The organism is Micromonospora sp. WMMD558 (assembly GCF_049315255.1).
Classification (GTDB): domain Bacteria; phylum Actinomycetota; class Actinomycetes; order Mycobacteriales; family Micromonosporaceae; genus Micromonospora.
This window is the reverse complement of record NZ_CP186061.1, coordinates 286059-312491: the sequence shown is the minus strand read 5'-3', so window position 1 is coordinate 312491 and position 26433 is coordinate 286059. Positions and strand designations below refer to the sequence as shown.

18 protein-coding genes are annotated in these 26433 nt (G+C 74.1%); 11 read left to right on the top strand and 7 right to left on the bottom strand.

Annotation, left to right across the window (positions count from 1 at the left end; all coding sequences use genetic code 11):
- The first annotated feature begins 105 nt into the window (after nucleotides 1-105).
- Entirely contained in the window at nucleotides 106-2463 is a 2358-nt protein-coding gene (locus ACN26Y_RS01435; RefSeq protein ID WP_422734106.1) for a transketolase-like TK C-terminal-containing protein, read from the top strand.
- A gap of 136 nt (nucleotides 2464-2599) precedes the next feature.
- Here the strand turns inward: ACN26Y_RS01435 and ACN26Y_RS01430 are convergent, their stop codons facing one another.
- From ACN26Y_RS01430 to ACN26Y_RS01420, 3 genes are all read right to left on the bottom strand, one after another.
- Entirely contained in the window at nucleotides 2600-4177 is a 1578-nt protein-coding gene (locus ACN26Y_RS01430) for a metallophosphoesterase (protein ID WP_155333704.1), read from the bottom strand.
- Nucleotides 4178-4240: 63 nt separating this feature from the next.
- Nucleotides 4241-5461, bottom strand: coding sequence for a PQQ-dependent sugar dehydrogenase (locus ACN26Y_RS01425; protein ID WP_422734105.1), 1221 nt, complete (start codon nucleotides 5459-5461; stop codon nucleotides 4241-4243).
- A 21-nt stretch (nucleotides 5462-5482) separates the two neighbouring features.
- Nucleotides 5483-7300 carry a SpoIIE family protein phosphatase gene (locus ACN26Y_RS01420; protein ID WP_422734104.1) on the bottom strand — a complete coding sequence of 606 codons (1818 nt, stop codon included), beginning with the start codon at nucleotides 7298-7300 and terminating at the stop codon, nucleotides 5483-5485.
- 190 nt (nucleotides 7301-7490) lie between these two features.
- On the opposite strand from ACN26Y_RS01420, the gene ACN26Y_RS01415 reads away from it, so the two are divergent.
- Nucleotides 7491-8411, top strand: coding sequence for a 2-hydroxyacid dehydrogenase (locus ACN26Y_RS01415; RefSeq protein WP_155333701.1), 921 nt, complete (start codon nucleotides 7491-7493; stop codon nucleotides 8409-8411).
- Here the strand turns inward: ACN26Y_RS01415 and ACN26Y_RS01410 are convergent.
- Nucleotides 8405-8785 (bottom strand): PH domain-containing protein, encoded by a 381-nt coding sequence (locus tag ACN26Y_RS01410; RefSeq protein ID WP_155333700.1) that lies wholly within the window; start codon nucleotides 8783-8785, stop codon nucleotides 8405-8407. The genes ACN26Y_RS01415 and ACN26Y_RS01410 overlap by 7 nt on opposite strands.
- 201 nt (nucleotides 8786-8986) lie before the next feature.
- On the opposite strand from ACN26Y_RS01410, the gene ACN26Y_RS01405 reads away from it, so the two are divergent.
- On the top strand, nucleotides 8987-11296 hold the full coding sequence (locus ACN26Y_RS01405) for a GGDEF domain-containing phosphodiesterase (protein ID WP_155333699.1): 2310 nt from the start codon (nucleotides 8987-8989) through the stop codon (nucleotides 11294-11296).
- Here the strand turns inward: ACN26Y_RS01405 and ACN26Y_RS01400 are convergent.
- Nucleotides 11281-12339: a LacI family DNA-binding transcriptional regulator gene (locus ACN26Y_RS01400; RefSeq protein WP_422734103.1), complete on the bottom strand. Its 1059-nt coding sequence runs from the start codon at nucleotides 12337-12339 to the stop codon at nucleotides 11281-11283. The genes ACN26Y_RS01405 and ACN26Y_RS01400 overlap by 16 nt on opposite strands.
- 249 nt (nucleotides 12340-12588) lie before the next feature.
- On the opposite strand from ACN26Y_RS01400, the gene ACN26Y_RS01395 reads away from it, so the two are divergent.
- The 3 genes from ACN26Y_RS01395 (at nucleotide 12589) to ACN26Y_RS01385 (ending at nucleotide 15567) form a co-directional block, all read left to right on the top strand.
- Nucleotides 12589-12777 (top strand): hypothetical protein, encoded by a 189-nt coding sequence (locus ACN26Y_RS01395; RefSeq protein WP_196255756.1) that lies wholly within the window; start codon nucleotides 12589-12591, stop codon nucleotides 12775-12777.
- Nucleotides 12778-12781: 4 nt separating this feature from the next.
- The gene (locus ACN26Y_RS01390) at nucleotides 12782-15214 is read left to right on the top strand and encodes a glycoside hydrolase family 2 protein (protein WP_155333697.1); all 2433 of its coding nucleotides are present in this window, start codon (nucleotides 12782-12784) and stop codon (nucleotides 15212-15214) included.
- Nucleotides 15215-15327: 113 nt separating this feature from the next.
- Nucleotides 15328-15567, top strand: coding sequence for a hypothetical protein (locus ACN26Y_RS01385; RefSeq protein ID WP_155333696.1), 240 nt, complete (start codon nucleotides 15328-15330; stop codon nucleotides 15565-15567).
- A gap of 75 nt (nucleotides 15568-15642) precedes the next feature.
- Here ACN26Y_RS01385 and ilvD read toward each other — a convergent pair whose 3' ends face one another.
- Nucleotides 15643-17490: a dihydroxy-acid dehydratase gene (gene ilvD / locus ACN26Y_RS01380; protein WP_422734102.1), complete on the bottom strand. Its 1848-nt coding sequence runs from the start codon at nucleotides 17488-17490 to the stop codon at nucleotides 15643-15645.
- A gap of 129 nt (nucleotides 17491-17619) precedes the next feature.
- Between ilvD and ACN26Y_RS01375 the strand changes: the two genes are divergently transcribed.
- From ACN26Y_RS01375 to serA, 5 genes are all read left to right on the top strand, one after another.
- On the top strand, nucleotides 17620-20025 hold the full coding sequence (locus tag ACN26Y_RS01375) for a putative bifunctional diguanylate cyclase/phosphodiesterase (protein ID WP_422734998.1): 2406 nt from the start codon (nucleotides 17620-17622) through the stop codon (nucleotides 20023-20025).
- Between the two features lie 185 nt (nucleotides 20026-20210).
- Complete coding sequence (locus ACN26Y_RS01370; protein WP_422734101.1) at nucleotides 20211-22091, top strand: acetolactate synthase large subunit; 1881 nt, start codon at nucleotides 20211-20213, stop codon at nucleotides 22089-22091.
- Nucleotides 22091-22606, top strand: coding sequence for an acetolactate synthase small subunit (ilvN, locus tag ACN26Y_RS01365; RefSeq protein ID WP_073832451.1), 516 nt, complete (start codon nucleotides 22091-22093; stop codon nucleotides 22604-22606). The genes ACN26Y_RS01370 and ilvN overlap by 1 nt, the downstream gene beginning before the upstream one ends.
- Before the next feature lie 60 nt (nucleotides 22607-22666).
- Complete coding sequence (gene ilvC / locus ACN26Y_RS01360) at nucleotides 22667-23680, top strand: ketol-acid reductoisomerase (protein WP_155333692.1); 1014 nt, start codon at nucleotides 22667-22669, stop codon at nucleotides 23678-23680.
- 284 nt (nucleotides 23681-23964) lie between these two features.
- Nucleotides 23965-25563 (top strand): phosphoglycerate dehydrogenase, encoded by a 1599-nt coding sequence (serA, locus tag ACN26Y_RS01355; protein WP_155333690.1) that lies wholly within the window; start codon nucleotides 23965-23967, stop codon nucleotides 25561-25563.
- Between the two features lie 160 nt (nucleotides 25564-25723).
- Here serA and ACN26Y_RS01350 read toward each other — a convergent pair whose 3' ends face one another.
- Nucleotides 25724-26080: a hypothetical protein gene (locus tag ACN26Y_RS01350; RefSeq protein ID WP_155333689.1), complete on the bottom strand. Its 357-nt coding sequence runs from the start codon at nucleotides 26078-26080 to the stop codon at nucleotides 25724-25726.
- Between the last annotated feature and the right edge of the window lie 353 nt (nucleotides 26081-26433).

The window sequence follows — 26433 nt, the reverse complement described above, 5'->3', positions numbered from 1 at the left end:
TGCAAGGAAGGGCCCCTTCTTAACGCCTGGTGCATAGGAAGGGGCCCTTCCCAACCCCCCACACCCCTCGGAGGGCGTCAACGGCGACGCCCGGATGGAGTCACCGTGAACCAGCACGACCTCGACGTCCTCGACGAGATCCAGCGGCGGGTGCTCTGGCTCGCCACCCGCATCGTCGACGCCGCCAACCACGACCGGGACACCGGTGACGGGGTGAAGGTGGGCGGGCACCAGGCGTCGAGCGCCTCCCTGGTCACCGCGATGACCGCGCTGTGGTTCGCGCACCTCGACGCCGAGGACCGGGTCGCCGTGAAACCGCACGCGTCGCCGGTGTTCCACGCCATCCAGTACCTGCTCGGCAACCTGGACCGGTCGTACCTGACCCGGTTGCGGGCGCGGGGCGGCCTCCAGTCGTACCCGTCCCGGACCAAGGACCCCGACGAGGTGGACTTCTCGACCGGCTCGGTCGGGCTGGGCGCCGCCGCGCCGCTGTTCGCCGCGGCCACCCGCCGCTACGTCGACGCGCACTTCGGCGAGCGCGCGCGCTCCCGGTTCATCGCCCTGATCGGCGACGCCGAGCTGGACGAGGGCAACATCTGGGAGGCCGTCGCCGACCCCGCGACCACCGGCCTCGGGAACGTCATGTGGGTGGTCGACTTCAACCGGCAGTCGCTGGACCGGGTGGTTCCCGGCGTCCGCATCGACCAGTGGCGGGGGCAGTTCGAGGCGGCCGGCTGGCACGTGGTCGAGGTCAAGTACGGCCGCCGGCTCGCCGAGGCGTACGCCCGGCCCGGCGGCGAGGCGCTGCGCGACTGGATCGACGCGATGCCCAACGAGCAGTACCAGTCGCTGTTCGGGCTGGCCGGGCCGGCCCTGCGCAAGCAGTTCCTCGACGGTGCTCCGGCGGGCGTCGCCGACCTGATCGCGGACGTCTCCGACGACGAGCTGGGCCCGCTCGTCACCGACCTCGGCGGCCACGACCTGGCGGCCATGCTCGACGCGTACGCCCAGTGCGACGCGGTCACCGACCGGCCCAGCGTCGTCTTCGCGTACACCGTCAAGGGCTGGGGGCTGCCGATCGCCGGCAACCCGCGCAACCACTCGGCTCTGCTCACCACCGAGCAGGTCGCCGCGCTGCGCGCCGCGCAGGGCCTGACCTCCGAGACCGAGTGGGACCGCCTCGACCCGGCGTCCCCGGCCGGCATCCGGGCCGGCGAGCGCCGGGAGGCGCTGTCCCGCGCGCCGCGCACGCGGGCGCTGGGCGTCCCGGTCCCGGAGACCACCCGGGTACGCGCGAACAAGCCGATCTCCACCCAGGAGGTCTTCGGTCGGGTGCTGGTCGACCTGGCCCGCGACCCGCAGGTGGGGCGTTACCTGGTCACCACCGCGCCCGACGTGGCCACCTCGACCAACCTGGCCGGGTTCATCAACAAGACCGGGGTGTTCGCCCCGACCGAGCAGCGTTCCTGGAGCGAGGACCGGATGCTGCGCTGGACCGAGAGCCCGGCCGGGCAGCACATCGAGCTGGGCATCTCGGAGATGAACCTGTTCCTGCTGCTCGGGCAGCTCGGCCTGTCGTGGGACCTGTCCGGGCAGCCGCTGCTGCCGGTCGGCACCGTGTACGACCCGTTCGTGCTGCGCGGCCTCGACGCGTTCCTGTACGGCACCTACTCCGGGTCGCGGTTCGTCGTCGCGGGCACCCCGTCGGGCGTCACCCTCGCGCCCGAGGGCGGCGCGCACCAGTCGACGATCACCGCCAGCGTCGGCCTGGAGCTGCCCGGGGTCACCTTCGTCGAGCCCGCGTACGCGGCCACCCTGGACTGGCTGCTCTGCGACGCGTTCGGCCAGATCGCGCAGGGCGGGGCGCCCGCCGCCACCGCCGCACCGGCCGAGGACGGCGCGTACTACTTCCGGCTCAGCACCCGCCCGATCGACCAGGCGCCCTTCGAGGCGGCCCGCGCCCGCCTCGGCGAGGCGGTGCTGCGCCGGCAGGTGCTCGCCGGCGCGTACCGCCTGGTCGACGCCCACCAGGCGTACCCGCACCTGGCGGACGCCCCGGTCGTGCAGATCGCCGCGTCCGGTGCGGTGCTGCCGGAGGTGCTGGCCGCCGCCGCGGAACTGGCCGAGGAGGGCGTCGCCGCGCACGTCGTGGACGTCACCAGCCTGGACCGTCTCTACCGGGCCTGGCAGCGCACCCTGCGGCAGGGCGTGCGCACCGCCACGGTTCCCAGCGTCCCCGGTGCCCTGCGGACGGCCTTCGCCGACCGGGTGCCGGTGGTGACGGTGCACGACGCCGCCTCGCACGCGATGGCCTGGCTCGGCTCGGCGGTCGGCGCTCCGGCGGTGCCCCTCGGGGTGGACGAGTTCGGTCAGTCCGGCAGCGTCACCGAGTTGTACGAACTGCACGACCTCCTCCCCGGCAGCATCGTCAACGCCGCTCTCGCCGCCCTGTCCCTCCGCTGACGCGGGGACCGGCGGGCCGAGCCGAACGCGCACGCCGGCACCGGGGCCGACGGCGCGCACGGCCGGCACCCGCGCACGGCCGGCACCCGCGCACGCCGGCACGGGGGCGCCGACGGCGCGTACGCCCGCGCCCGGGTCAGCGGGTCGGGGTCGGGGTGACCGGTGCGGGGGCGCCGGCCTTCGGGTCCTCCACGATGTGCCGCTGGAGGTTCACCTGGGCCTGCCCGGTGCCGCCCACCGTGATGTCGTCGTACGCCTGGAGCAGCTTGTTCTCGTCGTCGAAGTACAGGACGCTCATCGACAGGGGCGTCGGCTGCTCGCCCTCCAGCCCGCGCAGGCCGGCGCCGCCGCTCGACCCCTGCACCATCAGCAGGGTGGGCGACTGACCGGGTGCCTGCGGCAGCTTGGACACGTCGCGCCGGTGGGTGTGGCCGGCGAGCACCAGGGGAGTGGTGCCGGCGAGCGGCCCGGCGGACGCGGGATCGTGCACCAGCCCGATGTTCACCGGCCGGGGCGAGCTGCGTACCGTCGCGGCGAGCTTGTCGCCGGTGTCGATGAGCTGGTCGGCGGTTTCCCGGGTCAGGCCGCTGCCCGCCGGCGAGGTGCTCTTGTCCGGGGTGAACCGGGGGTCGCCGATGCCGGCGATGGTCAGCCCGGCGACGGTGGTGGTGGTGTTGTCGAGCACGATCGCGTTGCGCTGGCGGGCCACCGCCGCCGCCGTACGGCCCGAGTCGTGGTTGCCCCGGATGAACACGTACGGCTTCTGGAGCAGCCCGATCGCGCCGACGTAGGACGCCTCCGGCTCGCTGCCCCAGTCGGTGATGTCGCCGGTGTCCACCACCACGTCGATGTTGAACTGCTCCACCACGGTGCGGATGAGCTGCCAGGCCGCGGGGTTGAGGTGCATGTCGGAGATGTGCAGGACCCGGGTGGTGTCCGGGTCCGGCTCGTACACGGGCAGCGCCGAGACGGTGGTGTAGAGCTGGCTGACGTTGCCGACGATGCGCTGGAGCTGCTCGGCGTACCGGGTGTAGTCGTTGGCGATCCGGCGGGCGTCACCGACGATGGCCGGCGCGTTGACCAGCAGCCCCTCGTAGCGCGGCTCCTCGATGGCCTGGGGGCGCAGGGTGGACGCCGCGGTGCCGAGGCTGGCCGCGGTCACCGCCAGCGCGAGCCCGCCCGCCCAGGCGGCCCGCCGGGTGTCGCGAAACACCAGCAGGGCCAGCACCAGGGTGACCAGCACGGTCGAGGCCGCCGTACGCAGGCCCAGCCGCATCACGCCCTCGCGGACGTCGTCGACCGCGGTGCGGCTCGCCTGGCTGAGGCTGGCCGGGTCGTCGAGGAGCGCCTCGGTGCGGCCCTGGTCGAGCGCACCCAGCTCCACGGTCAGGTGGGTCGGCCCGTCGTGGCTGTCGAGCAGCAGCGCGCCGAGCGGGGGGACGTCGACGGTGGTGCTGCCGGTGAGGGCCGGGGCCACCGTCAGGTCCGCCTGGAACGGCCCGATGTCGGTGCTGACCCGGCCGCCGGCCAGCGCACCGATCATGACCCCGGCCAGGGCGACCGCGAGGACCGCCAGCGTCACACCGGTCGCGCGGAGGGCCCGCCACCTGCGTCGGCCGTCGGTCGGCCCGGGGAGGGCGAACCGCCGTGTACGGCCGGCCTTCGGTGCCACGTCGCTCCGGCCCTCCTGCTGCTCGTTCTCCTGCCCATCCATGCTGAGATTCTGACCTGCCCGCCGACGGATCTTGGCAAACCTTGCGCGTGGCGTCCCCCGACGTCAGCTTCGTCCGGCTCCGCCCTGAGCGAACACCAGGCGCAGCAGCCGGTCGTCCTCCGGTGCCGGGTCGCCGCGCCCGTCGTGGTTCGACGTGCTCACCCACAGCGAGCCGTCCGGCGCCGCGGCGACCGCCCGCAGCCGGCCGAAGCGGTTGGTCAGCAGGTCACGCGGCTGGCCGAGCACCGTACCGGTCTCGGTCAGCTCGACCAGCCAGAGCCGCCGGCCCCGCAGGCAGGCCGTCGCCAGCAGCGACTCCGCCCGGGCGAGCCCGGAGCACGAGGCGTCGGAGGTGGGCCACTGGGTGATCGGGTTGACGTACCGGCGGTCGTCGGAGCGGCCCTCGACCTCCGGCCACCCGTAGTTGCGGCCCTTGACGATCTCGTTGATCTCGTCCCAGGTGTTCTGTCCGAATTCGACCGCGTACATCTTCTGGTTGGCGGCCCAGGTGAACCCCTGCACGTTCCGGTGTCCGAGCGACCAGACCGGGGAGTCGGGGAACGGGTTGCCGGGCGCGGGCTTCCCGTCGGTGGTGATCCGCAGGATCTTGCCGCCGAGGCGCTTGGCGTCCTGCGACTGCGTCCGGTCGCCGGCGTCGCCGGTGCTGGCGTAGAGCTGGCCGTCCGGCCCGAACGCGAGGCCACCGCCGTTGTGGATGCCCGCCTTCGGGATGCCGGTCAGGATCGGCTGGGGCCGCTCGCCCAGCCGGAGCCGCGCGATCCGGTTGTCGCGCTCGGCGGTGTAGTAGATGAAGATCGTCCGGTCCCGCTGGTAGCTCGGCGAGACGGCGATGCCCATCAGCCCGCCCTCGCCGCCGGCCGTCACCTCGGCGACCGTCTGCACCCGGGTGACCTTCAGGCCGTCGGGGCCGGACTCGGGGCCGACCTGGAGGATGCGGCCGGTGTCCCGTTCGGTGACCAGCGCTCCCCCGTCGGGCAGGAAGGCGATGCCCCACGGCACGCGCAGGCCCTTGGCGAGCACGGTGGCCACGACCTCCCGGCCGGCGCCGCCGGGGCTCGCCGTCGCCGACGGCGTGGGGAAGGTGGGCGGCTCACCGGCCCGGTCCGGCTCCGGCTCGCCGAAGGTGCAACCGGTGGTGACCAGCAGCGCCGCGCACGAGGCGGCGAGCGCCGCCCGGAGGCGGCGGGTGCGACGGTACGGGAGACGGGCGCTCACCCGGCCCAGCGTAGCCCGCTGCGGTGGCGATGCGGGCCCGCCGGGCATCGCCGGTCGGCGCGACGGAGGTCAGCGGGCGCGGACGGCGAGCAGCGCGATGTCGTCCTCACGGCGGTGCGCCGCGGTCACCAGCAGGTCGCACAGCCGGTCCAGGGGCAGGCTTTCCGTACCCCGGAGCCGGTCGGCCAGCTCGTCGAGGCCGGTGTCGATGGGCTGGTCCCGCCGCTCCACCAGGCCGTCGCTGAAGAGCAGCAGCGTGTCGCCGCCGGCGAGCGTCGCGTGGTGGGTGGTCCGCCGTACCGGTGCGGTCAGGCCGAGCAGGGGCTCCGGCGGCGCCGCCAGGGCCTCCACGGTGCCGTCCGCGCGTACCACGAGGGGCGCCGGGTGCCCGGCGTTGCACCAGGCGACCGACTGGCCGCCCCGGCCGTCCGACCGCAGGCGGACCAGGACGGCGGTGGCTACGGCGGGGATCCGCAACCCGCGGATCGTGTCGTCCAGGTGGCGCATCAGGTCGGCGACGGCGTCCGTCCGGCCGTACGCGTTGCCCCGGACCAGGTTGCGGAGCTGCCCCATGGTGGCGGCCGCCTCGATGTCGTGCCCGGCCACGTCCCCGATCGCGGCGACCAGGTCGCCGTCGGGTTGCCGGAAGACGTCGTACCAGTCGCCACCGACCTCGACCCGGTCCGCCGCCGGCTGGTACCGGGCGGCGAGCTCCAACCGGTCGTCGGTGGGCAGCGGCGGCAGCATGCTGTGTTGCAGGACGTGGGCGACGTGCCGCTGCTCCCCGTACATCGAGCTGTTGCCGATCGCCTGCCCCGCCCGGCGGCCGATCTCCACGGCGGTGAGCAGGTCGCCGTCGTCGAGATGCCGTCGGGCCGGGCCGTTGACGAGGGTGACCGTCCCGAGCACGCGGTCGCGGCCGGTGTCCGTGACCGGCACGGTGAGATGCGAGGCGAAGCCCAGCCGCTCGGCGATCTCGGGCATCTCGGAGCCGATCGTGCCGCTCCGCACGTCGGCGAGGGTGGCGGCGCCGCCGAGCACCGGTGTGCCGGTGCGCAGCACGGTCAGGGTGATCGACCCGGGCCCGAGTCGGGTGCGCATGAGCTGGGCGAAGCGGGCCACGTCCGCCGCGCGGGCCGGATCCCGGTGCGCCGCCACCACGTCGTGCAGCCCGCCGTCCGGGCCCACCACGCTGACCACGCACCAGTCGGCGAGCAGCGGGACCATGGTGGCGGTGAGCTGGCGCAGCGCGGTGCCGATGTCGAGCGTGCCGGCCAGCGTCTCGCTCAGTCCGGCCAGCAGCGCCAGCCGTGAGTGCGCCTCCTCGGCCCGCCGCCGGGCCTGCTCCGCGCCGTCGAGCGCGATCCGCAGCCGCAGCTCGGACGAGCAGGCCGCCGCCAGGTCGGCGAGCGTCCGCAGCTGGGCGGCGGTCCAGGCCCGGGGCTTGCTGTCGATCGCGCACAGCGACCCCAGGACCCGACCGTCCAGGTCGGTCAGGGGCATCCCGGCGTACGCGACCACACCGAGGTCGGGGATGGCCAGGTTGTCCCGCACGCGGGGGTAGAGCCGCGCGTCGGGCAGCACCATGGGCGTTTCCAGGTCGACCACGTGCTGGCAGAACGAGTGGCTGAGCGGGGTCTCGCGCCGGTCGGCCCACGGTTGGGGCAGCCCGGTCTCACCCGGGAAGAACTGTCGCTCGGCGTCGACCAGGGAGACCAGTGCGACGGGCACGTCGAGCAGGTCCGCCACCAGCCGGGCGAAGCGGTCGAAGGCGTCGTCGGGGGTGGCGGCCAAACGCGTCTCCGCGAGCGCCCGCAGCCGGGCGGGGTCGCCGAGCCCCGGGATCGGGACGGACCGCCCGGAGGGTCGGTCGGTGCCGTCGCTCATGGAACCACCTGTCTGGCCGCGTTGACGATCCGGAGACCGGCTGGCACTCCGGCTCCCGTTATACCCGCCCGAGGGGCGGATCGATGCCGGCCCGTCGGTCACCCTGGTCACCCGCGATCCGGCGCCCGTTCGGGTGTGGGAGAACGCCCCGAAGGGCGCCCGGCCGGCCGAGGGCCTATCGTCGGCGGGCGTGAAGCTGTGGATCCCTCACGAGGACGGCCCGTCCCTGCTCGGTGACCTGCCACCGGGCGTCACCGTGGAGGTGGCGTCGGACCCGACGCGCCTCCCGTCGACGGTGTCCGACGTCCGGTTCTGGGTGCCGCCCTTCCTCGCCGGGCCGGCGGCCACCGCCCTGCTGCGAGACCTGCCCGACCTCGAGGTCGTGCAGTTGCTCTCCGCCGGGGCGGACGCGTGGGTCGGCCGGATGCCGGCCGGGGTGACGCTCTGCGACGCCCGCGGGGTGCACGACCCGGCCACGGCCGAGTGGGTGGTCACGGCGATCCTCTCCCACCTGCGGGCCTTCCCGGCGCTCGCCCGCGCGCAGGCCCGCCGCGAGTGGGCGTACGCCCAGGTGACGCCGACCGACGAGTTGATCGGCAAGCGGGTGCTCATCGTCGGGGCCGGCTCGATCGGCGCCGCGGTCCGGCGGCGCCTCGAACCGTTCGAGGTGAGCCTCACCCTGGTCGCGCGGACGGCCCGGCCGGGCGTCCACGGCGTGGCCGAGCTGCCCCGGCTGCTTCCCGAAGCCGACGTGGTGGTGCTGCTGGTGCCGCTGACCGAGCAGACCCGCGGGCTGGTCGACGGGGCGTTCCTCGGGGCCATGCGGGACGGCGCGTTGCTGGTCAACGCCGCGCGTGGCCCGGTGGCCCGGACCGAGGCGCTGGTCGCCGAGCTGCGTACCGGCCGGATCTCGGCCGCGCTGGACGTGACCGACCCGGAGCCGCTGCCCTCCGACCATCCCCTGTGGACGATGCCGAACGTGCTGCTCACCCCGCACGTCGCCGGCTCGGTACGCGGCCTGCTGCCACGGGCGTACCGGCTGGTGGGGGATCAGGTCCGCCGGTTCGCCGCCGGGGCGCCGCTGATCAACGCCGTGGTCGACGGCTACTGAGCCGGCTCGTCGGGCCGGCTCTGGCCGGTGGCGGCGACCAGCCGGGGCAGGTCCTTCCCGCGGACCGCCGGGAGCGGCACCTCCCGGCCGTCGTCGAGGCGGGCGACCGCCCGGCCGCGCGGATCGCTGGCCAGCTCGACGACCTGGTCCCAGGTGATGCGGCGCTCCCCGGTGAGCGCCCGCAGGCGCAGACCCCGGGAGTCGGCGTCGGTGCCGGCCCGCCACGCCCACAGGCCCACGGCGAGGGGGACGAGCAGCACCGGCAGGAAGTACCACTCGGCGTTGGCCAGTGGCAGGGCGCCGATGAAGGCGATCACCGCGGCCGCCGCGATGGCCTGGTTGTGCCGGAACCGGACGGTGTCGGAGCTGCTCACCCCCCGATGATCCCACCCTGCCCAGCCGCCGGACGCGGCGGGCCGCACCGGTCGCCGGCCGGCCCGGGCGGTGACGCACGTCACGGTAAGGTGGGCGTCACCGCCCGGTCGCCGCCTCGTTGACGAGGGTTGGGCACCGGACTTTCGTTCGCGTCCCGCCCCGCCGCACCGCCCCCGTGCCCCCTCACGAAGGCGATCGCCGTGCCCCTCGCGTACCCGCTCCGCGCCCCGGCCCGCCGACCGGCCCTGCCGGAGGTCGTCGTTCTCGCAGTGGTCACCGTGCTCCTGCTCGCCGCCGCGGTCGGACCGCTGCCCGCCCTGGGCGTGGTGGCGCTCACCGCGGCCGCCGGGAGCGCGCTCGCCGGCACCCGGCTGTCGCGGCTGGCCGCCGGCCCACCCCGTCCGGCCGCCCGGGACGGCGACACCCGGGCCGCCGCGCGGCGCCGGGCGGCCCGGCCCCGGCGGGTCGCCGCCCTGCTGGACGCGGCCGTCGTCGCCGCCGGGCTCACCGCCGCCGTCCTGCCGCTGGCGGACGACGCGCAGCGCAGCAGCGCGGCCGTCACCGGGCTGGCCGTCGCGGCCGTGCTGTTCGGGGCCGGCCTGGCCGTGCTGGCCAACCCGCCGCACCCACCGGTCCGGGTCCGGCTGCGCCGCGCCGCCGACGCGGCCGGGCCGGGCGCCGGCCTGGCCCTCGCCGCCTGGTTGCTCCTGCCACGCGACAGCGTCGGCGCCCCGGCCCGTCTCGCCGCGGCGGTGGCGCTCGGCGTGCTGGCGGTGGCCGCGCTCACCGCGCTGACCGGGCCGCACCGCCACTCCGGTGCGGCCCGGTGCCGCGGTGGGGCGGCGCTCGCGCTGACCGGCCTGGTCGTGCTCGCCACGTTGACCGCCGGCCCCCTGCCCGACCGGGCCGGGCTGCTGGCCGTACCCCCGCTGGTGGGCGGGGTGCTGCTGACCGCGGGGGGTGCGCGGCGCGCGCTGCGCCCGGAGCTGGACCCGCCGCCGCGGCCGACCGCCGTCTGGCCGCGGGTGGTGGCACCGGCGGTCGCCGTGGTCGCGGCGACCGCCTGGTGGCTCGGTTCCGGGTTGGCGCCCGACCCGACGGCCGTGCTGCTCGCGCTTTGCGTGGTCCCGCCACTGGTGCTCCGGGAGCTGCTCCGGCCCCGGCGGCGTCCGCACGCCGGGCGGGTTCCCGCGCCGGTGGACGGCGCGGCCGGGTCCGTCGGGGCGGGCGGCTCGGTGCCGCCGCCGGCGGGCGGGGCGGCCGGGGCCGGCCTGACCGGGGACCGGAGTGCGCTGCTGCGGGCGCTCGCCGTGCTGCGGGACGCGCCGCCCCCGTCGGGCGCGCTGCTCGTGGTGGAGCTGCACGCGCCCAGCGCCGACGTGGCGGAGCAGCTCGCCGGTCCCGACCTGGCGGCCGAGGTGGCGCGCCGGACCCGGGCCGTCCTCGGCCCGGGCGACCTGGTGGCCGACGTGACCCACACGGGCTTCGCGGTGGCGACCGGCGTCGGGCCGTTGCTCGCGTACGCGCTGGGGACCCGGCTGGTCGCCGCGCTCACCCAGCCCTACCAGGTGCCCGGCGCGGTGCTGCGGCTTCAGGCCAGCATCGGGCTGGCCGAGACCGGCGGGACCGACCCGGAGGACGTGCTGCGCCAGGCGGACCTGGCTCGCCGGCGGGCCGTGCAGCTCGGCCGGGACCGGGTCGAGTGGTACGACGCCTACCTGGAGGAGCAGCTGGTCCGCCGCCTGGATCTGGAGCGGGAACTGCCCGGTGCGGTCGCCCGGGGGGAGCTGGACCTGGTCTTCCAGCCGGTGCTCGGGCTGGCAGACCGGGTGCCGGTGGGCGCGGAGGCGCTGCTGCGTTGGCGCAGCCCGGTGCTCGGCACGGTGCTTCCCGCCGAGCTGCTGCCGGTGGCGGAGGATCTCGACGTGGTGGGCGAGCTGGGCCTCTGGGTCCTCGACCGGGCCTGCCGGCAGCTGGCCGACTGGACCGGCACCGGGCGTGAGCTGTGGATGGCGATCAACGTGACCGTCCGTGAGTTGACCGCGCCGGACTTCGTGCCCCGGACGGCGGCGGTGCTCGACGCGTACGGCTTGCCGCCGGATCGGCTGGTGGTCGAGGTGGCCGAGCCGAGGGTGGCGGCGGAGCTGCCGACGGTGGTGGCCCGGCTGGCGGGGTTGCGGTCGTTGGGTGTCCGCACCGCGCTGGACGACTTCCGCGCCGAGCACGCCTCCCTCGCGCAGCTGCGCCGGCTCCCGATCGACCTGCTCAAGGTGGGCCCGGAGCTGGTGACCCGGGGGACGGACGCGTCGGGGCCGCTGATCGACGTGGTGGTGAGTGTCGGCGCCCGGCTCGGCCTGGAGATCGTCGTCGAGGAGTTGGAGTCGGAGGACCAGGTGGCGGGGGCGCAGCGCGCCGGGTGCCGGTACGGGCAGGGGTTCGCCCTCGCCCGGCCGGCCACCGCCGAGCGGGTCGAGGCGTACTTCGACGAGTTCCCCTACGCGTCCCGCTGACGACGCTGCGGCTGAATCGGTTCAGTCAAGCCGGGTGGCGACGCGGTGCTGCCGCGCGGGGTGAGGTGCGCGGTCTCGTCCTGGAACCCGCCGACCGGCGACCCGCCGACCACCGCCAGCAGTTGGCGGGCGGCGTGGGCGCCGTACGCGGGGATGTCCCGACCCAGCGCCGTCAGCGGCGGGTGCACGAGCCGGCAAAGCGGTGAGTCGTCCCACGCCACGATGGACAGGTCGCCCGGGACGGCGAGCCCCATCTCCTGCGCCACCGACAGCCCGGCGATCGCCATCACGTCGTTGTCGTAGATGACGGCGGTGGGCCGCGCGGGCGAGCTGAGCAGGCGGCGGGTGGCGCGGGCGCCCTCCTCGCCGGTGTAGTCGGACGAGACGGTGACCGCGTCGGGCAGGTCGAGCCGCCGGCGCACCTCGGTGAAGGCCTCGGTGCGGATGGACGTGTGCAGCAGCTCGGGCAGGCCGCCCACCCGGGCGATGCGGCGGTGGCCGAGGGCGACCAGGTACTCCATGGTCTCCACCAGGGCCGCCGCGTCGTCGGACCAGACGCTGGCCAGCCGCCCGGTGCCGCCGGGCCCGCCGATCACGACGGCGGGCAGGCCCAGCTCCTCCAGGACGGGGACGCGCCGGTCGTCGGTGCGCAGGTCGCACACGAGCACCCCGTCCACCCGCCGTTCGCCCCACCAGCGGCGGTAGACGGCGATCTCGGCGTCCTGGTCGGCGACCACCTGGAGGGTCAGCGCGTACGACCGGGCGGAGAGCTCCGCCTCGACGCCGCTGATCAGCTCCATGAAGAACGGCTCGATCCCGAGGGTGCGGGCGGGCCGGCACAACGCCAGGCCGATGGCGTCCGAGGTGGCGCCGGAGAGCGCCCGGGCGGCGCTGCTGCGGCTGAAGCCGATCTCCGCCGCGACGGCGAGGATGCGTTGCCGGGTCGTCTCCGAGACGCCGGGCTGGCCGTTGAGCGCGTAGGAGACCGCTCCCTTCGAGACCCCGGCCCGGCGCGCGACGTCGGCGATGGTCGGCCGCTTCACCGGCGCCCCCTTCGTGCTCCGCCGCTCCGCGTCGGCGGCCGCTGTTCACTTGCTCGGTTCAGCCTACGTCAGCCCGGCCGTTGACACGGTCGCAGGCCGCCCGTACGGTGTCGGCACTTATCCGGTTCAGTAGATGTCGTTCGATGCCGGGAGCGATACCAGTTGGGTGGAGGATGTGATGACGCGATCCCTGGCCCGGTGGGCGAGGAGAGCCGCCGTCGGTGCGGTCAGCCTCGTCCTGGTGGCGGCGTGCAGCGGCAACAGCGGTGGTGGTGGCTCGAAGCCCGGCGGGCCGGTCACCCTCAAAATCACTTCTGGGGCGACTTCGGTCTCGACGAGCTGAAGGCCACGTACGAGGACGCCAACCCGAACGTCACGATCAGCCTGGTGAGTACAACGCCCAGCACATCGTCCGGGGAATCATGGAAGGTGCGGTGAAGTCGTGACCCCGTTGCACGAGGGCTGGACCCTGCGGGCGCTGCCCGGACCGGAGGTGCCGGCCGCGGTCGCCGGCCGGGTGGTGCCGGCCACCGTCCCCGGCTGCGTCCACACCGACCTGCTCGCCGCCGGGCTCGTCCCGGACCCGTACCTCGACGACAACGAGACGCGGCTCGCCTGGATCGGGCGCACCGACTGGGTGTACGAGACGACGTTCGACCGGCCGTCGGGCGGGCACCAGCGCCTCGACCTGGTCTGCGCCGGCCTGGACACGGTCGCCACGGCGACCCTCAACGGCGCCGAGGTCGGCCGCACCGAGAACATGCACCGCGGGTACCGCTTCGACGTCACCGCCCTGCTGCGGGCCGGGAACAACGCCCTCGCCGTCCGCTTCGACTCGCCGTACCGGTACGCCGAGGCACACCGTGACCGGCTCGGCGACCGGCCCAACGCGTACCCCGAGCCGTTCCCCTTCATCCGGAAGATGGCCTGCAACTTCGGGTGGGACTGGGGGCCCACGGTGGTCACCGCCGGCATCTGGCGGGAGATCGGCCTGCACGGCTGGTCCACCGCCCGGCTGCGGACCGTCCGCCCGCTGGTCACCGTCGCCGGCGGCGAGGGCCGGGTCGAGCTGCACGTCGACGTGGAGCGCGCCGCCGACGTGCCGGTCACCGTCCGCGCCTCCGTCGCCGGTGCCGACGCCGAGGCGCGGATCGAGGCGGGGGAGCATCGGGCCGTCCTGACCCTCACCGTCCGCGACCCGCAGCTGTGGTGGCCCCGGGGGTACGGCGACCAGGCGCGCCACACCCTGGACGTGGCCCTCGCCGACGGTGACGGCGCCGTGCTCGACACCTGGCGGCGGCGCATCGGCTTCCGGTCGGTACGGGTCGACACCGCCCCCGACGCGCACGGCGCCCCGTTCACCCTGCACGTCAACGACACCCCGATCTTCGTCCGGGGCGTGAACTGGATCCCCGACGACGCCTTCCCCAGCCGGATCACCCGCCAGCGGCTGGCGCGGCGCTTCGACCAGGCCGCCGGCGCCAACATCAACCTGCTGCGGGTGTGGGGCGGCGGCCGGTACGAGTCGGAGGACTTCTACGAGCTGGCCGACGAGCGCGGCCTCCTGGTGCAGCAGGACTTCCTCTTCGCCTGCGCCGCGTACCCCGAAGAGGAGCCGATCGCCGCCGAGGTCGCCGCGGAGGCGGCCGAGCAGGTGGTCCGCCTCGCGCCGCACCCGTCGCTGGTGCTGTGGACCGGCAACAACGAGAACATCTGGGGCTGGCACGACTGGGACTGGCAGGAGCCGCTCGCCGGGCGCAGCTGGGGCCGCGGCTACTACCTGGACCTGCTGCCCCGGATCGTCGCCGAGCTGGACCCGACCCGCCCCTACTGGCCGGGCAGCCCCTGGTCCGGCAGCGAGGACATCCACCCCAACGATCCCGCCTACGGGACCACGCACATCTGGGACGTCTGGAACACCGCCGACTACCTGACGTACCGCGAGTACGTGCCCCGCTTCGTCGCCGAGTTCGGCTGGCAGGCGCCCCCGGCGTACGCGACGCTGCGCCGGGCGCTGACCGACGAGCCGCTCGCCCACGACTCACCCGGCATGGTCCACCACCAGAAGGCGACCGACGGCGACCGCAAGCTGCGCCGGGGTCTCGACGCCCACCTGCCGGCCCCGCGCGACTTCGACGACTGGCACTACTTCACCCAGCTCGTCCAGGCCCGCGCGATCCAGGTCGGGGTGGAGCACTTCCGCTCCCACCGGGACCACTGCACCGGCACCATCGTGTGGCAGCTGAACGACTGCTGGCCGGTCACCTCCTGGTCCGCGGTCGACGGCGACGGCCGGCGCAAACCGCTGTGGTACGCGCTGCGCCGGGCGTACGCCGACCGGCTGCTCACCGTCCAACCCCGCGACGGCGGGCTGGCGCTGGTCGCGGTGAACGAGACCGGTTCGCCGTGGCGGACCGGGGCGACGGTCACCCGGCTGACCCTGGCCGGTGAGCCGCGGGCGAAGACCGCGGTCGAGCTGGACGTGCCGCCGTACTCCTCGGTGGTGCGGGCGCTGCCGGCGGAGCTGGCGCGGCCGGAGGAGGCCCGCCGGGAGCTGCTGCTCGCCGAGGCGGGGGAGGAGGCCGAGCGGGCGCTCTGGTTCTACGCCGAGGATCGCGACGTCGCGTGGCCGGCGGCCGGGTACGACGCGACGGTCGAGCCGGCCGACGGCGGCCACCGGGTCCGGGTCTCCGCGCGGACGATCCTGCGTGACCTGACCCTGTTCCCGGACCGCCTCGATCCGTCGGCCGAAGTCGACGAGGCACTGGTGACGCTGCTGCCCGGCGAGTCCGTCACCTTCACCGTCCGCGCGGACACCCCACTGGACCCCGCCGCGCTCACCCGCCGCCCGACCCTCCGCTGCGTGAACGACTGAAAGGAAGGGCCCCTTCTTAACGTCTCCGGTAGTGGAGGGGCCCCTTCTTAACGCCTTCGGCACGGCGTTGCCCGGTGCGGTTTCGCCGGCGCCCGTGGTGGTACCTGGTGGGCATGACGAAACCGGTTGATCCCTCCCTGCCCGAGGAACTCGACGAGCACGCCGGGGGCGCAGACCCCGGTCCCGGAGCCCCCGACCGGATCCACGGCGAGACCGGCGAGCCGGACGAGCAGTTCCAGTCGCCGATGGGGGTCGCAGGAATGTCGCCGGGCGGCGGATCGTACGGCGGCACCTCGCCCGCCGACCAGAACCCCGCCGCCGATCCGGGTGGCGTCCCGCGCGGCAACCAGTGAAGCCACCGTGCCCGCTGCGATGTGAAGAAGGGCCCCTTCCACCGCCCTGGGCGTTAAGAAGGGGCCCCTTCCTTCTCACTCGGGGACGCGGCGGTAGGCGCCGTCGCTGGCCGAGGTGGCCATCGAGGCGTACGCGCGCAACGCCGCCGACACCGGGCGCTGCCGGTCGACCGGGGTGTACGGGCGGTCCCGCTTCTCCTGGGCGATCCGGCGGGCCTGGAGCACGTCGTCCGGCACGTTCAGCTCGATGGAGCGCCCCGGGATGTCGATGACGATCTCGTCGCCCTCCTCGACCAGCGCGATCAGGCCGCCGGAGGCCGCCTCCGGTGAGACGTGCCCGATGGACAGCCCGGAGGTGCCGCCGGAGAACCGACCGTCGGTGAGCAGCGCGCAGGCCCGGCCCAGCCCGCGGCCCTTGAGGAACGAGGTGGGGTAGAGCATCTCCTGCATGCCCGGGCCGCCCTTCGGCCCCTCGTACCGGATCACCACCACGTCACCGGCGACGACGTCCTTCGCCAGGATTGCCGACACCGCGTCGTCCTGGGACTCGTACACCTTCGCCGGGCCACGGAACGTCAGGCACTCCTCGGGCACGCCGGCGGTCTTCACCACGCAGCCGTCCGGCGCGAGGTTGCCGTGCAGGATGGCCAGCCCGCCGTCGGCGCTGTACGCGTGCGCACGGTCACGGATGCAGCCGCCCGTCGCGTCGGTGTCCAGCGACGACCAGCGGTTGGTGGTGGAGAACGGCTCGGTGGTGCGGACCCCGCCCGGGGCGGCGTGGAACAGCTCCACGGCCTCCGGGACCGCCGTTCTGCCGCGCACGTCCCAGTCGGCCAGCCAGCGGTCCAGTGAGGGGGAGTGCACGGCGTGCACCTCCCGGTTGAGCAGCCCGGCGCGGTCCAGCTCGCCCAGGATGGCCGGGATGCCGCCGGCCCGGTGCACGTCCTCCATGTGGTACTGCGGCGAGTTCGGTGCGACCTTGGCGAGGCAGGGCACCCGCCGGGAGATGGCGTCGATGTCGGCGACCGAGAAGTCCAGCTCGGCCTCCCGCGCGGCGGCGAGCAGGTGCAGGATCGTGTTCGTCGATCCGCCCATCGCCACGTCCAGGGCCACCGCGTTCTCGAACGCCGGGCGGCTGGCGACCGACCGGGGCAGCACGGAGGCGTCGTCGCCGTCGTACCACCGCTTGGCGATCTCCACCACGGTGCGCCCGGCCTCGACGAAGAGCGACCGGCGCGCGGCGTGGGTGGCGAGGGTCGAGCCGTTGCCCGGCAGCGCCAGGCCGATGGCCTCGGTGAGGCAGTTCATCGAGTTGGCCGTGAACATGCCGGAGCAGGAGCCGCAGGTCGGGCAGGCGGAGCGTTCGATGGCCCCGAGCTGGTCCTCGGTGACCGCCTCGTTGGAGGCGGCGATCATCGCGTCGATCAGGTCGATCTTGGAGTGGACCACGCCCTCGATCGCGACCGTCTTGCCGGCCTCCATCGGCCCGCCGGAGACGAAGACGGTCGGGATGTTCAGCCGGAGCGCGGCCAGCAGCATCCCCGGCGTGATCTTGTCGCAGTTGGAGATGCAGACCAGGGCGTCCGCGCAGTGGGCGTTGACCATGTACTCCACGGCATCGGCGATCAGCTCCCGGCTGGGCAGCGAGTAGAGCATCCCGCCGTGGCCCATCGCGATGCCGTCGTCGACCGCGATGGTGTTGAACTCGCGGCCGACCCCGCCGGCCTCGGCCACCGCGTCGGCGACGAGCCCGCCGAGGTCCTTGAGGTGGACGTGACCGGGGACGAACTGGGTGAAGCTGTTGGCGATGGCGACGATCGGCTTGCCGAAGTCGTCGTCGGTCATCCCGGTGGCCCGCCACAGGGCCCGGGCGCCGGCCATCGTCCGACCGTGCGTGGAGGTCTTCGACCGCAGCTCAGGCATGCATACCAGTCTGGCACCGCCGCCCGCGCGACCGCCGCCCGCGCAGGACGTGTCCCAACAGATGCACACCCGGTACCCCACCGCGCGGGGTGATCCGGCACAGTTGAGGGCGTGCTGTCACCCCCGGGCATGCTCACCGTCGCGGTGCTGAGCGCGCTCGTCGCCGCGTCGGGCGTCGCGCTGCTGACCGCCGGCGTGCGGCGGCGGGAGGTGGCGCACCGCTCGGCGTACGTGCTGCTCGCCGCGGCGGCCGGCGTCGGGCTGGTGGCGGTGCTGGTCGGGGCGGGCGTGGCGCTGGAGGCGGCGGGGCACGCCGGGCACGGGTCGGTCCGGCGCCCCGGCTGGGCCGAGGTGGTCGCGCTGGTCACCGCCGTCAGCGGCCTGCTCTTCGCGGCCGGGATCCTGCGGCTGCCCGGGGTGGCGCCCACGCCCGGGGTGGCCACCCGGCTGTCGCTGGACGGCCTGATCGTCGCCACCGCGCTCTGGTTCGTGGGGTGGGTGCTCTTCTCCGAGCCGACCCGGCTGCTCGGCGACGCCACCCCGATGGCCTGCGAGCCGATCCTGCTCGCCACCGTCAGCGCGGCGCTCACCGCTGGGTTGGCCATCATCGTGGTCTTCCGGGCCCCGCCCCGGCGGCACCGGCTCGCCACGCTCGTGACCGGCGCCGTCGGCGTGACCACCGGCGGGCTCGGCATCGCCACCGGGCTGTGCCAGGCGGGCCCGGTGGTGGCGCTGGTCGGCGCGGCGGTGCTGGCCGCCGGTCTGCTGACCGTCGCGCTGGTGGTCCGGCGGCTCGACCCGCCCTGCCGGTTCGAGGTCGACGTGAACCGGCGCGACGCCGAGTACGGCGTGCTGCCGATGGTCGCGATGGCCGCCTCGGCGATGTACCACCTGCTCCAGGACGGCCGGTTCGACGCGCTGGGCATCGTGGCCGGCAGCGTGGAGGGCTTCGCGCTGGTGGCCCGGCAGTACCTGACCCTGCACGACGTCCGCAGGTACGCGGGCCGGCTGGCCGAGCGGGAGGCCCACTTCCGTGAGCTCGCGCACACCGACCCGCTGACCGGCCTGGCCAACCGGCGGGGGCTGCTGCGGGCCCTGCACCGCTGCGCGCAGGCGGGCACCCCGTGCGTGCTGCTCACCCTCGACCTCGACGGCTTCAAGAACGTCAACGACATGCGGGGCCACGACGCCGGCGACGCGGTGCTCGCCGAGGTGGGCCGGCGGCTGCGCGGCAACCTGCGCCCCGGCGACGTGGCGGCCCGTCTCGGCGGCGACGAGTTCGCCGTGCTGATGCCGGGCCGGCCGGCCGACGCCGACCGGGTCGGTCAGCGGCTGCTCGGGGTGCTCGGCGCCGCGTACCAGCAGCCGGAGGGGGCGGTCTTCCTCTCGGTGAGCATCGGCACCGCCGGCTGGGCCGGCGAGCCGGACGTCGAGCTGCTGCTGCGCCACGCCGACCTCGCCCTGCGGTACGCCAAGCAGCGCGGCAAGAACCGGATCGAGCGGTACGACGCCGCGTACGACCGGCTGCTGCGCCGGCGGACCACCCTGGAGCACGAGCTGCGCGGCGCGATCGACCGCGGCGAGCTGCGGCTCGCGTTCCAGCCGGTCGCCTCGCTGCCGTCGGTGCGCCCGGTCGGCGCCGAGGCGCTGCTCCGGTGGCGCCATCCGGAGCTGGGCAACGTGCGGCCCGACGAGTTCATCCCCCTCGCCGAGGAGTGCGGGATGATCGCCAAGCTGGGTGCCTGGGTGCTGCACGAGGCCTGCCACCAGCTCTCCCGCTGGCTGGCCGACGGCCACGACGTGTGGGTGTCGGTGAACGTCTCGCCCCGGGAGCTGCACGCCCCGGAGTACGTCGTCCAGGTCGCCGAGGCGCTGCGCGCCCACCACGTCCCACCGCAGCGCCTGGTGCTGGAGGTCACCGAGCACGCGGTCGCGACCGACCTGGACGAGCTGATCCGCCGGCTGAGCGCGCTGCGGCGCACCGGCGTCCGGATCGCCCTGGACGACTTCGGCGCCGGGTACTCGTCGCTCGGCCAGCTGCGCCGCCTCCCGATCGACATTCTCAAGATCGATCACAGCCTCGTCGCCGAGCACGAGCCGGTCCGGCCGATCGGTACGGACGGGCCGGCCTTCGCACCGATGGTCGACATCGTGATGCGGCTCGGTCACCAGCTCGGCCTGGAGGTCATCGCCGAGGGCGTCACCACCCCGACGGAGCTGGCCGCGGTGGTGGCGGCCGGCTGCCGCTTCGGCCAGGGCGCCCTCTTCGGCTGGGGCGTGCCGGCCGAGCACCTGGAGGCGATGCTGGAGGCCGCCACGTCGCCCGGGGCCCGGCCGGTCCCGACCTCGGCGCCGCCCGCCCCGCCGGCCCGTCCCACGCCACCGCGACGCCTGCCGAGGCTCCCCGCGCCCCGCCAACCCGCCTCCGAGCAGGCCGAACAGGGCCCCGAAGTTCCCCGAACGGGGGATTCCACAAGATCCGTTAACCAACATGTGGGATCAGTTGACTCAGCGCGTGAGATGCGTCAGGCTTGACCGCATGTTGTCGTACTGGTCGCGTCGAGTACTTACCTGAGCGCACTCTCCCCACCGAGAGTGCGCTGGCCCCGTGCATCCTGCACGTGGGCTTTTTTGTTGCCGTCAGACCCCATCGGTGCGGGCCCCGCCCGCGTTCCACTGCCCGAGAGCCGCACCCACTCCAGCCGAAGGCCTGAACCGCCATGACGAGACCCACGCCCGAGACCCTCGCCAACTCCGCCCGGCGGGCCCGCGCGGCCGCCGAGCCGGCGCGCGACGCCGAGCCGGCCGCCCGCGCCGCGGCCACCCCGACCGTCCCGGGGGTACGCACCCCCGCTCCGGCCCAGGTCTCCGGTGCCGGTTCCCTCGTGCGGTCCCTCGAAGCCCTCGGCGTCGACGTCGTCTTCGGCATCCCCGGTGGCGCGATCCTGCCGGCGTACGACCCGCTCTACGACTCCACCGTCCGGCACATCCTGGTCCGGCACGAGCAGGGCGCCGGGCACGCCGCGACGGGGTACGCGCAGGCCACCGGCCGGGTCGGCGTCTGCATCGCCACCTCCGGGCCGGGCGCGACCAACCTCGTCACGCCGATCGCCGACGCGTACATGGACTCGGTGCCCATGGTGGCGATCACCGGCCAGGTCGCGCGGCCCTCGATCGGCACGGACGCCTTCCAGGAGGCGGACATCCAGGGCATCACCCTGCCCATCACCAAGCACAACTTCCTGGTCCAGAACGCCGACGAGATCCCCCGGGTGCTGGCCGAGGCGTTCCACCTCGCCTCGACCGGCCGACCCGGTCCGGTCCTGGTGGACATCCCCAAGGACGTCCTCCAGGCGCCGACGGCGTTCGCCTGGCCGCCGACGCTCGACCTGCCCGGCTACCGGCCGACGCTGCACCCGCACGGCAAGCAGATCCGGGAGGCGGCCCGGCTCATGGCCGTCGCCCGGCGGCCGGTGCTGTACGTGGGCGGCGGCGTGCTGAAGGCCGGCGCCACCGAGGGCCTGCGCAAGCTCGCCGAGCTGACCGGCATCCCGGTGGTCACCACGCTGATGGCCCTCGGCGCGTTCCCCGACTCGCACCGGCAGCACCTCGGCATGCCGGGCATGCACGGCACCGTGGCGGCGGTCTACGGCCTCCAGAAGGCGGACCTGATCGTCGCGCTCGGCGCACGGTTCGACGACCGGGTCACCGGCCGGCTGGACTCGTTCGCCCCGGACGCGACCGTCGTGCACGCCGACATCGACCCGGCGGAGATCGGCAAGAACCGCCACGCGGACGTGCCGATCGTCGGTGACGCCCGGCACGTGATCGACGAGCTGATCGCGGCCGTCACCACCGAGCAGGCGGGCGGGCACCGTCCCGACCTCGCCGACTGGTGGACCCAGCTCGACGACCTGCGCAAGCGCTACCCGCTGGGGTACGAGGAGCCGGCCGACGGCACCCTGTCCCCGCAGTACGTCATCAAGCGGCTCGGCGAGATCGCCGGCCCGGACGCCATCTACGTCGCCGGTGTCGGCCAGCACCAGATGTGGGCCTCTCAGTTCATCTCGTACGAGAAGCCGTACACGTGGTTGAACTCCGGTGGCCTCGGCACGATGGGGTACGCGGTGCCGGCGGCCATGGGCGCCAAGGTCGGCAAGCCGGACACGGTGGTCTGGGGGATCGACGGCGACGGCTGCTTCCAGATGACCAACCAGGAGCTGGCGACGTGTGCCCTGGAGGGCATCCCGGTCAAGATCGCCGTCATCAACAACGGCAACCTCGGCATGGTGCGCCAGTGGCAGACCCTGTTCTACGGGGAGCGCTACTCCAACACCGACCTCGGCACGCACAAGCACCGCATCCCCGACTTCGTGAAGCTGGCCGAGGCGCTCGGCTGCATCGGCCTGCGCTGCGAGACGGCCGAGGACGTCGACAAGACGATCGAGGCCGCGATGGCCATCAACGACGCCCCGGTGGTCATCGACTTCGTGGTCGGCAAGGACGCGATGGTGTGGCCGATGGTCGCCGCCGGCACCAGCAACGACGAGATCATGTTCGCCCGCGGCGTCCGCCCGGCCTTCGACGAGGATGACATCTGATGACGATGCACACGCTCTCCGTGCTCGTGGAGAACAAGCCCGGCGTCCTGGCCCGGGTGTCCGGGCTGTTCTCCCGGCGCGGCTTCAACATCGACAGCCTCGCCGTCGGCGAGACCGAGAACCCGGACGTCTCCCGCATCACCATCGTGGTGAACGCCGAGTCGTCCCCGCTGGAGCAGGTCACCAAGCAGCTCAACAAGCTGGTGAACGTGCTCAAGATCGTCGAGCTGGACCCGCAGGTGTCCGTCGCCCGCGAGCTGCTGCTGGTCAAGGTCCGCGCGGACCGCAACGCCCGGGGTCAGGTGCTGGAGACGGTCAACCTGTTCCGCGCCCGGGTGGTCGACGTCGCGCCGGACACGCTGACCATCGAGGCGACCGGCACCCCCGACAAGCTGGACGCGCTGCTGCGCGACCTCGAACCCTTCGGCATCAAGGAGATGGTCCAGTCCGGCACGGTGGCGATCGGGCGCGGCTCGCGCTCCATCACCGCCGGTCCGGCGCTCCGGGCCGCCTGATCCTCCGCACCGCTTCAGACCACGACGGGCCGCCCGGGCCGCCGTACGAAAGGGAATTCCATGAGCGTTGAGGTGTACTACGACGACGATGCCGACCTGGGCCTGATCCAGGGCCGCAAGGTCGCGGTGATCGGCTACGGCAGCCAGGGCCACGCCCACGCGCTGTCGCTCCGGGACTCCGGCGTCGACGTGGTGATCGGCCTGCAGGAGGGCTCGAAGAGCCGGGCGAAGGCCGAGGAGCAGGGCCTGCGGGTGGTCACGCCCGCGGAGGCGGCGGCCGAGGCCGACGTGATCATGATTCTCGCCCCGGACACCGCGCAGCGCCGCCTCTACGCCGAGTCGATCGCGCCGAACCTGAGCGCGGGCAAGGCGGTGTTCTTCGGCCACGGCTTCAACATCCGCTACGGCCTGATCACCCCGCCGGCCGACGTGGACGTGGCGATGGTGGCCCCCAAGGGCCCCGGTCACCTGGTCCGCCGCCAGTACGTCGACGGCAAGGGCGTGCCCTGCCTGGTCGCGATCGAGCAGGACGCCAGCGGCGGCGCGCTCGCGCTGGCCCTGTCGTACGCGAAGGGCATCGGCGGCACCCGGGCGGGCGCCATCCGGACCTCCTTCAAGGAGGAGACGGAGACCGACCTGTTCGGCGAGCAGGCGGTGCTCTGCGGTGGCGCGGCGGCGCTGGTGCAGACCGGCTTCGAGGTGCTCACCGAGGCCGGGTACGCGCCCGAGGTGGCGTACTTCGAGTGCCTGCACGAGCTGAAGCTCATCGTCGACCTCATGTACGAGGGCGGCATCGCGAAGATGCGCTACAGCATCTCCGACACCGCCGAGTACGGCGACCTCTCCCGCGGCCCGCGCGTCATCGACGCCCGGGTCAAGGAGGAGATGCGCAAGATCCTGGGCGAGATCCAGTCCGGCGAGTTCGCCCGGGAGTGGGTGGCCGAGGACGAGGCCGGCCGGCCGAACTTCAGCAAGTGGCAGGCCGAGGGCGCCGCGCACCCGATCGAGGAGACCGGCCGCAAGCTGCGCGGGATGATGAGCTGGGTCGACCGGCCGATCACCGAGACCGCCTGACCGGAAGGCGTTCCTCCGTACGGCACCCGGGCCCGCGCTCTCCCCGGCGCGGTGCCCGGGTGCTGTCGTGTCCGCGGCCCCGCCCCGAACGATCGTTAATCTGCACGTCATGTGCCGTTTGTGAGGGCACTCACCCCGGTGTCCGGGGCGCCGGGCGCGACCGGCCCCCTACGATCCCAGTAGGTGCGTAGCCGACACCTGACGGCCATGGCCCGGACCAGGGCGGGGCGCAACGCCGCTTCCCGCCGACCGGCCGACCGCTCTGACGACATCTACGAGGACCGATGAATCCTGTCGTACTGATCGCCGAAGAACTCGCTCCCGCCGCCATCGAGGTGCTCGCCCACGACTTCGACGTCCGTCACGTGGACGGCACCGACCGACCGGCCCTGCTCTCGGCGCTCTCCGAGGCCGACGCCGTCATCGTCCGCAGCGCGACCCAGATCGACGCCGAGGCGATCGCCGCCGCGCCGCGCCTGAAGGTCGTCGCTCGCGCCGGCGTCGGCCTGGACAACGTCGAGGTGCCGGCCGCCACCGCACGGGGCGTCATGGTCGTCAACGCCCCCACCTCCAACATCGTCTCCGCCGCCGAGCAGGCCGTCGCGCTGCTGCTCGCGGTCGCCCGTAACACCGCGAGCGCCAGCGCCGCGTTGAAGGCGGGGGAGTGGAAGCGGTCGAAGTACACCGGCGTGGAGATCCAGGGCAAGACCGTCGGCGTGGTCGGCCTCGGCCGCATCGGTGTGCTCTTCGCGCAGCGGATCGCCGCGTTCGGCACCCGGCTGATCGCGTACGACCCGTACATCCAGCCGGCCCGCGCCGCCCAGCTCGGCGTCCGCCTCGTCGGCCTCGAGGAGCTGCTGCGGGAGAGCGACTTCATCTCCATCCACCTGCCGAAGACGCCGGAGACCGTCGGCCTGATCGGCGAGAAGGAGCTGGCGATCGTCAAGCCCGGCGTGCGGATCGTCAACGCCGCCCGGGGCGGCCTGGTCGACGAGCAGGCTCTCGCGGACGCGATCGCCGAGGGCCGGGTCGCCGGTGCCGGCGTCGACGTGTACGCCAAGGAGCCCTGCACCTCCTCGCCGCTGTTCGCGTTCGACAACGTGGTCGCCACCCCGCACCTGGGCGCGTCGACCCACGAGGCGCAGGACAAGGCCGGCCTGGCCGTGGCCAAGAGCGTCAAGCTGGCCCTCCAGGGCGAGTTCGTGCCGGACGCGGTGAACGTCCAGGCCGGCGGCGTGGTCGCCGAGGACGTCCGGCCGCTGCTGCCGCTGGCCGAGAAGCTCGGCCGCGCCTTCACCGCGGTCGCCGGCGGGGTCGCCGCCAGCGTGACCGTCGAGGTCCGCGGCGAAATCGTCAGCCACGACGTCTCGGTGCTCAAGCTCGCCGCCACCAAGGGGCTGTTCAGCTCGGTCGTCGAGGAGCAGGTCACCTACGTCAACGCGCCGCACCTCGCGGCCGAGCGGGGCGTCGAGGTGTCCCTCACGACCCAGCCCGAGACCGCCGACCACCCGGTGCTGGTCACGATCCGCGGTGCCCTGCCCGACGGCCGTACGGTCAGCGTCTCCGGCACCGTCACCACCGCCGGCACCCGCGACGTCATCAAGCTGACCGAGGTGGACGGCTTCGACGTCGAGATCGGTGCGGAGGGGATCCTCGTCTTCCTCCGGTACGTCGACCGGCCCGGTGTCGTCGGCACCGTCGGCACCCTGCTCGGCGAGGCGGGCATCAACATCGCCGCCATGCAGGTGGCCCGGCGGGAGGCCGGCGGCGAGACGCTGATGACGCTCACCATCGACCAGGCGCTCGGCGCCGACCTGCTCACCTCGGCGGCCGACTCGATCGGCGCGACCGCGGCCAGCGCCGCGGACCTGCGCGACGAGTGACCTGAGCGCACGACGCGGAGGGGCCCGGCGTCCGCCGGGCCCCTCCGCCGTCCCCGTTCCCTTCGCCTGCGCCCGCGAGATCCGCGCACTTTCCCGGAAAGAGTGGCCATCCGGCCTCGGATGAGCGCACCTTCCCCGAAAGTGCGGCCTCCTCGCGGCGTCAGGTGGTGACGCGGGTGGGCGGTGGGTAGACCGAGCCGTCCTGGGCGTCGAAGAGCATCAGCCCGTGCTCGCCGGCCAGCCGCTCGATGTCCAGCAGCACCTGGTCCTCGCAGGTCGGGTGCAGGTTCAGTTCGACGTGGTCACCGGCCGCATGCAGCGGCGCCACCGCCCACGGCGTGTCCGCGCCGGCCGGACGGTCCGGGTACGTGCTGGTGATCGCCCGGTAGAAGGCGACGACACGGGGATCGGGTTGACGGTCCGTATGCTGGCCCTGCCGGCACCGTTGCACCGCCGCTCGTACGTCCTCGGGCGTCGCCCCGTCCGCCAGGGCCCACACGCTCAGATCGAAACTCACGGCGGACAGCGTGCCATCCGTCGTTCACCATGTCGAAATTGCCCCGCCGCAGGTCCGTCGCAATCTTGTCGGGAGGGTCCGCAGTGGAGACTCTTGCGTCGAGTTGCGTCGATTCGCTAGCGTACCGGTGCGGTCACCGGCCGAGCGCGTGACGTGGGCCCGTCTTCGGGTGGCGAGGTCGACGTCCGGGCCCGACCGGCCCGCACCCCTCGATTGCGCGAGCCACGCGCACTCGTCGCTGACCGGCCCTCACGGTCGTTGCCGAGACCGTGGGGGCCGATCGCGGATCGGCCGCCGAGGGGTCACTCACCCAGCACCCCGACGCGTCCACGCCGGCCGTGGAGTTCCGCGCC

Excerpts from the sequence above, each read along its gene's own strand:
- serA (WP_155333690.1), top strand. The coding sequence starts at position 23,965 with ATGAATCCTGTCGTACTGATCGCCGAAGAACTCGCTCCCGCCGCCATC.
- ACN26Y_RS01420 (WP_422734104.1), bottom strand. The coding sequence starts at position 7,300 with ATGAGCGACGGCACCGACCGACCCTCCGGGCGGTCCGTCCCGATCCCG.
- ilvN (WP_073832451.1), top strand. The coding sequence starts at position 22,091 with ATGACGATGCACACGCTCTCCGTGCTCGTGGAGAACAAGCCCGGCGTC.
- ACN26Y_RS01385 (WP_155333696.1), top strand. The coding sequence starts at position 15,328 with ATGACGAAACCGGTTGATCCCTCCCTGCCCGAGGAACTCGACGAGCAC.
- ilvD (WP_422734102.1), bottom strand. The coding sequence starts at position 17,490 with ATGCCTGAGCTGCGGTCGAAGACCTCCACGCACGGTCGGACGATGGCC.
- ACN26Y_RS01425 (WP_422734105.1), bottom strand. The coding sequence starts at position 5,461 with ATGCCCGGCGGGCCCGCATCGCCACCGCAGCGGGCTACGCTGGGCCGG.
- ilvC (WP_155333692.1), top strand. The coding sequence starts at position 22,667 with ATGAGCGTTGAGGTGTACTACGACGACGATGCCGACCTGGGCCTGATC.
- ACN26Y_RS01430 (WP_155333704.1), bottom strand. The coding sequence starts at position 4,177 with ATGGATGGGCAGGAGAACGAGCAGCAGGAGGGCCGGAGCGACGTGGCA.
- ACN26Y_RS01370 (WP_422734101.1), top strand. The coding sequence starts at position 20,211 with ATGACGAGACCCACGCCCGAGACCCTCGCCAACTCCGCCCGGCGGGCC.
- ACN26Y_RS01375 (WP_422734998.1), top strand. The coding sequence starts at position 17,620 with ATGCTCACCGTCGCGGTGCTGAGCGCGCTCGTCGCCGCGTCGGGCGTC.